Source organism: Vibrio ichthyoenteri ATCC 700023 (assembly GCF_000222605.1).
GTDB lineage: Bacteria > Pseudomonadota > Gammaproteobacteria > Enterobacterales > Vibrionaceae > Vibrio > Vibrio ichthyoenteri.
Genome location: NZ_AFWF01000301.1, coordinates 1 through 863 on the forward strand (window position 1 = coordinate 1; position 863 = coordinate 863).

An 863-nucleotide genomic window follows, 5' to 3' on the forward strand; every position below is an offset into this window, starting at 1 on the left:
TTAGAACCTATCTCAATAGGTGTTGTCTGAGTTAAATCAACACCTATTGAAAATACTGTAAATGAGTTCAACACAATACCTAATCTCTGATGCTCTTTGGGCAAAAATTGAGCCATTGTTGCCTATCCACAAAACTAACCATCCTCTCGGTACACATCGTAAGAGAGTCGATAATCGTGATGCTATGAATGGCATTCTTTTTGTTCTCAGAACGGGTTGTCAGTGGAATGCGCTTAACGCGACAGGTATTTGCACATCTAGCTCTGCACATCGTCGCTTTCAAGAGTGGCGGGATGCAGGTGTCTTTGAGCGATTTTGGCAAAATGGTCTGATTTACGAAGGTGTTGATTGGCGTTCTATCTCAATGGATGGCTGCCAAACGAAAGCCCCTTTAACCGGCTCAAAAAAACAGGTAAGAACCCAACAGACAGAGCGAAGCAAGGCGTAAAACGTAGTTTGCTTACCGACGCAAATGGATTGCCACTTGCCGTTGTCAGTGACGGCGCAAACGTCCACGATATCAAGCTGGTACTTCAAACATTAGATGCACTGGAGTTTTATCGTCCACCTCTGAAAGTGCCCTTGTATCTAGACAAAGGTTATACAGGCCAGTGGTTACATGATGAACTGGTTGCTTTGAACTACATTCCCCATGTTCAATCACGTGCTGAAGAGGCCGCGAGCTTGAAACAATCGGATGATTTTAAGGCTCACCGTTGGGTTGTGGAGCGAACTCATAGCTGGCTAAACCGTTATCGTAGATTGCTTGTTCGTTGGGAAAAGAAAATCGAAAACTACGAGGCCATGTTGCATTTTGCTTGTGGCCTCATTGTTTGGAATAAATCCCTTTTGGGATAGGTTCT

General features: G+C 44.3%; 1 protein-coding gene. It reads left to right on the forward strand.

Features of this window, described 5'->3' with window-relative positions; all coding sequences use genetic code 11:
• Positions 1–61: 61 nt before the first annotated feature.
• A protein-coding gene (locus RH85_RS22515) for an IS5 family transposase (protein ID WP_086027089.1) occupies positions 62–858 on the forward strand; the annotation gives its coding sequence in 2 pieces (ribosomal slippage) (positions 62–400 and positions 403–858; 795 coding nt in all).
• Positions 859–863: the final 5 nt, after the last annotated feature.